Origin of the sequence: Paenibacillus etheri (genome assembly GCF_001012825.1) — a bacterium.
GTDB lineage: Bacteria > Bacillota > Bacilli > Paenibacillales > Paenibacillaceae > Paenibacillus_AQ > Paenibacillus_AQ etheri.
This window is the reverse complement of record NZ_LCZJ02000096.1, coordinates 1-3417: the sequence shown is the minus strand read 5'-3', so window position 1 is coordinate 3417 and position 3417 is coordinate 1. Positions and strand designations below refer to the sequence as shown.

Sequence of the window (3417 nt, the reverse complement as noted above, 5' to 3'; positions counted from 1 at the left end):
GATGGGATTTTAAGGGCTATGACCCGTTGCGTACTCCCATCGTACCGAGGCGCTTTTCTTTTTGCAAAGCTCGTAATTAACGCTCTACAGGAATGCTATCGTGTCCCGTTAGTTCAGCGAACTGGTGTATTAAGATCTAAGTATATTTGTATTCCCTTTTAGCATATCTTCAAAGACTGGTCGTTGAACTTTGTTTATTTGATCCAGTGAGATATCGTTAATATCCCAAAACTGTAATTTCAACGATTCGCATAGATCGTCCTGATATCTTATCGCATCCCCATCCTCAGATAAATACTGATTATAATCAGTCCAGGCATTGAAAAGAAACATAACAAAAACAACCTTGTTGCCATCAGGATAGGAGTATTCCATCCTTGGACCGCTATATACAGCGTAAAATTCACAATCCGTAACAGTTAATCCTGTTTCCTCAATAACTTCCCGGATCATTGTCTCTTGGATAGTCTCACCTGGATTCATGCCTCCGCCTGGTAATCCCCAGTCTCCGTAATCGGATCTTTGCTGCAATAAAATTCTTCCTATACAATCTCTTATAATTGCTCCGCCAGTTACAACAATCTGCATTTATAGTAGCTCCTTACTTGGTAGAAATACATAAGTTGATTATTCTAGGCTGTTAAGGTAAAGTCCTTTCAAGAATTGAATTGTTGAATTATTCTGCCCGTTACTTTAATAGGCTTCCGATAAAGCCGGCAGCCTGTTGTTATTGTGCTATCGTTCTCCGTTAGAATTCCTGTAGAATGAATAATTTGGCCTTTGTACAAAAAAGAGCACCTCTGTAACATGGGAGTTGGAACGGGTCTACAGCCCTTTTAATCTCACCATCTAGGAGGTCGCTCTACTATGAAGTTTAAAGCTCAGGACAAGCAAAATCAACTCATTGAAAACATTTCCTCTTTGCATCTGGTTGTCGGTGTAGATATTGCCCAGGAGATGCATGTCGCTCGTGCAGTGAGCTATCGGGGAATTGCGTTGGGATCGCCGCTCGAGGTGTAAATGTAACCAGTCTAGCCGGTGTGTTAGGAGAAGCTGGTGATCTTAGTGGTTACGCACACGGAAATGCCTTGCTTCGTCATGCGGGTCTAAATTTGGCTGAGGCCAGCTCTGGGAAATGGCGCGGGAAAATGGTGCTTAGCAAACGTGGCCGCCCGCGTCTAAGGCGTTTTCTCTATCTCATGACGATGTGTATGGTCATGACCAATCCAGATGTTAGAGCCCTGCACCACTACAATGTAGACGTAAAGAAGCTCAAGAAAATGAAATCTATTATGAAATTATGTGGTAAAGTGGCCCGAATGCTTGTTGGCCTGGCCAAAAGTAACGAAGCTTACAGTTCAGTTAAAGTATTTCCGCTGGCCGCTTAAGCGCGTTATTTTCACCAGTTGATGCATTCGCAGGATGGATAAGTAGCACGGAGTATCGGGAGGCATTAAACAAAAGGGCTCGGACCCGTTCCGTTAGAAAAACCGACCTCCACCCCTTAGTTAGATGTGACGAAGGAATGAAAGGGCATAGACCCGTTGAGACATGGGAGTGAAAATCGCTAGGGGCGACATGGAGACGTGCAGAATATGGAACAAATTGGGTGATATACTCTCACCCTTATTCTTGCATGCCCTTACAGTTGTTCCAAGCCCCACCTCCTCTGTTTCCTTCTTATCTCACACTTAGCTAAACGTGAAATCCTGCGAATTCATGAGCCTGAGTGAGAAGACTAAATCATATTGAGGGAGCTTAATAAAATACTTTGCTGTAATTTTTGGATTAACCCTATGTAATTCATAAAACAATCTTTAATAGAAACAACTGCATAATAAGAAGAGGGTTCTAATTCAAATAACAAACATTCATCATAAATATAGCTAATAATAAATTCCTTTTGAGGCTGAATTCCCTTTTCTACAAGCAAACCCGCTAGATCTGCATAAATTTGTTGTCCTATTTCATCAACAGACCTTTCTAGTGAAAATCCCCCAGCAATGCTGCGCCACCACACTATAAAAGAACGATATATTTCGTTATATTCATTTAATGTATTATCATCTTGAGCAAATAAACCTTGATAGATTATATTTTTCTCATCTTCCAGGAAGTTTATCGAATGTTCAGCAATTCGTTTCGATACTTCATTCCACAACTCTCTATAACGCATATCAAAGTCTTCTCGAAACTCAAACTTTGACGTAATGTAAGGAAATTTCATTTCGTTCCTACTTCGATTTCGATTTAGGAATATATTTTGGACATAAACCAAAAAATTCAATGAAATAGGTGCTTCCGTTTTCATTAGCAACGTACTTTTCATTTAATATTCCTCCTAATTTACTTTGAAGTATAACAATAATATAAATTTATTTAAATGCGTGTTTAACTATTCTGCCTGTTAGCGTAACGAAAGGCTGTCTAACGACAGCCCCTCTCAGTGTTGAACTATAGTTCCCCGATAGTTTAGTTGGTAATCAGCCATTTCCTACTCTAAACTGATTCCTTACGAGACACTAATTAAACGCTATATCCTTAAAAATGTCAGCTACCGCATCCACAGTGCTATTCCAGAGTTTCTCTCCTAATTCCTCTGTCGCTTGAGTTGGGTCGCCAATAACACCCGTTTTAGAGTATTTAGAAAAATCAAGATTAGGGTCTTCCCAATCTGGCTCATTACTGTAAGGGTTGTATATTTTGTCGTTCCTTACAGATTCTTTCCGCTTAAACAATGCTAGCGACGTAGTAAAACTATCGGCATGTCCTCCAGGTAAATTTGGGTCTCCATATTTGCACCAGACATCGTAAAATGGATAGTGCGGAATATAAGCGACTGAAACCCCATTAAAATCGCTATTAAACCTTTCTGCTACATTGTCTAAATGATGACCCCCGCAACCTCGGAAAATCACAATTTTCTTGAATCCCTGCTGAGCAAGTGACTTAAGTACAGAATAAATCAAACCTTCATATAAATCCTGCGGAATATCTATATAGCCATATCCGTAATTTCTGTGTTCTGGTGTTGGACCAAACGGTAACGTGGGAACAACCAGATATTTAGCACCATATTTTTCGTGTGCTCTTTCTGCGGCAGAGATTGATAATTCAGATGCAAGCCATGTGTCGAAATCAACACTTGTATGTGGACCTTGTTGTTCGGTACATCCAGTAGGAAGAACAGCCATGTAACCTTCTTCAATCATTGCTTTTATTTCTAAATATGTAAGGTTACCATACTCAAAAGTCATCTGTATCCCCCCAATAATATTAGTATATTATACCATAATTCTACAATCCGACCTCAACTAAACTGCCCGTTCGTATTATGAGATCAACCAGTTCTTTCTGGTTGATCCTTTTTTCATTTGCATAGAGGATTAAGGTAGCCTGGTCGAACGTACCTGCCCG

At 40.1% G+C, this 3417-nt stretch carries 4 protein-coding genes and 1 pseudogene; 2 read left to right on the top strand and 3 right to left on the bottom strand.

From position 1 onward, the window contains the following. Positions 1 to 129: 129 nt before the first annotated feature. Positions 130 to 588 carry an NUDIX domain-containing protein gene (locus tag UQ64_RS29175; RefSeq protein WP_060626931.1) on the bottom strand — a complete coding sequence of 153 codons (459 nt, stop codon included), beginning with the start codon at positions 586 to 588 and terminating at the stop codon, positions 130 to 132. A gap of 279 nt (positions 589 to 867) precedes the next feature. Here UQ64_RS29175 and UQ64_RS32490 point away from each other — a divergent pair, with 279 nt between their 5' ends. Then, positions 868 to 1020 carry a hypothetical protein gene (locus UQ64_RS32490; protein WP_245238302.1) on the top strand — a complete coding sequence of 51 codons (153 nt, stop codon included), beginning with the start codon at positions 868 to 870 and terminating at the stop codon, positions 1018 to 1020. Next, positions 1002 to 1388 (top strand): annotated as a pseudogene (locus tag UQ64_RS29170) (IS110 family transposase); the annotation flags it as partial. The gene UQ64_RS32490 and the pseudogene UQ64_RS29170, both read left to right, overlap by 19 nt. A gap of 350 nt (positions 1389 to 1738) precedes the next feature. On the opposite strand, the gene UQ64_RS29165 reads toward UQ64_RS29170, so the two are convergent. Both UQ64_RS29165 and UQ64_RS29160 read right to left on the bottom strand, forming a co-directional pair. Next, a complete protein-coding gene (locus tag UQ64_RS29165) occupies positions 1739 to 2329 on the bottom strand; it encodes a hypothetical protein (RefSeq protein ID WP_060626929.1) in 591 nt (196 codons plus the stop codon). 193 nt (positions 2330 to 2522) lie between these two features. Further along, positions 2523 to 3257, bottom strand: a complete 735-nt coding sequence (locus UQ64_RS29160; RefSeq protein ID WP_060626928.1) for a creatininase family protein — start codon at positions 3255 to 3257, stop codon at positions 2523 to 2525. Between the last annotated feature and the right edge of the window lie 160 nt (positions 3258 to 3417).

What these genes read in the sequence shown, in the direction of transcription:
- UQ64_RS32490 (WP_245238302.1), top strand. Translation starts at nt 868, where the DNA reads ATGAAGTTTAAAGCTCAGGACAAGCAAAATCAACTCATTGAAAACATT.
- UQ64_RS29165 (WP_060626929.1), bottom strand. Translation starts at nt 2,329, where the DNA reads ATGAAAAGTACGTTGCTAATGAAAACGGAAGCACCTATTTCATTGAAT.
- UQ64_RS29160 (WP_060626928.1), bottom strand. Translation starts at nt 3,257, where the DNA reads ATGACTTTTGAGTATGGTAACCTTACATATTTAGAAATAAAAGCAATG.
- UQ64_RS29175 (WP_060626931.1), bottom strand. Translation starts at nt 588, where the DNA reads ATGCAGATTGTTGTAACTGGCGGAGCAATTATAAGAGATTGTATAGGA.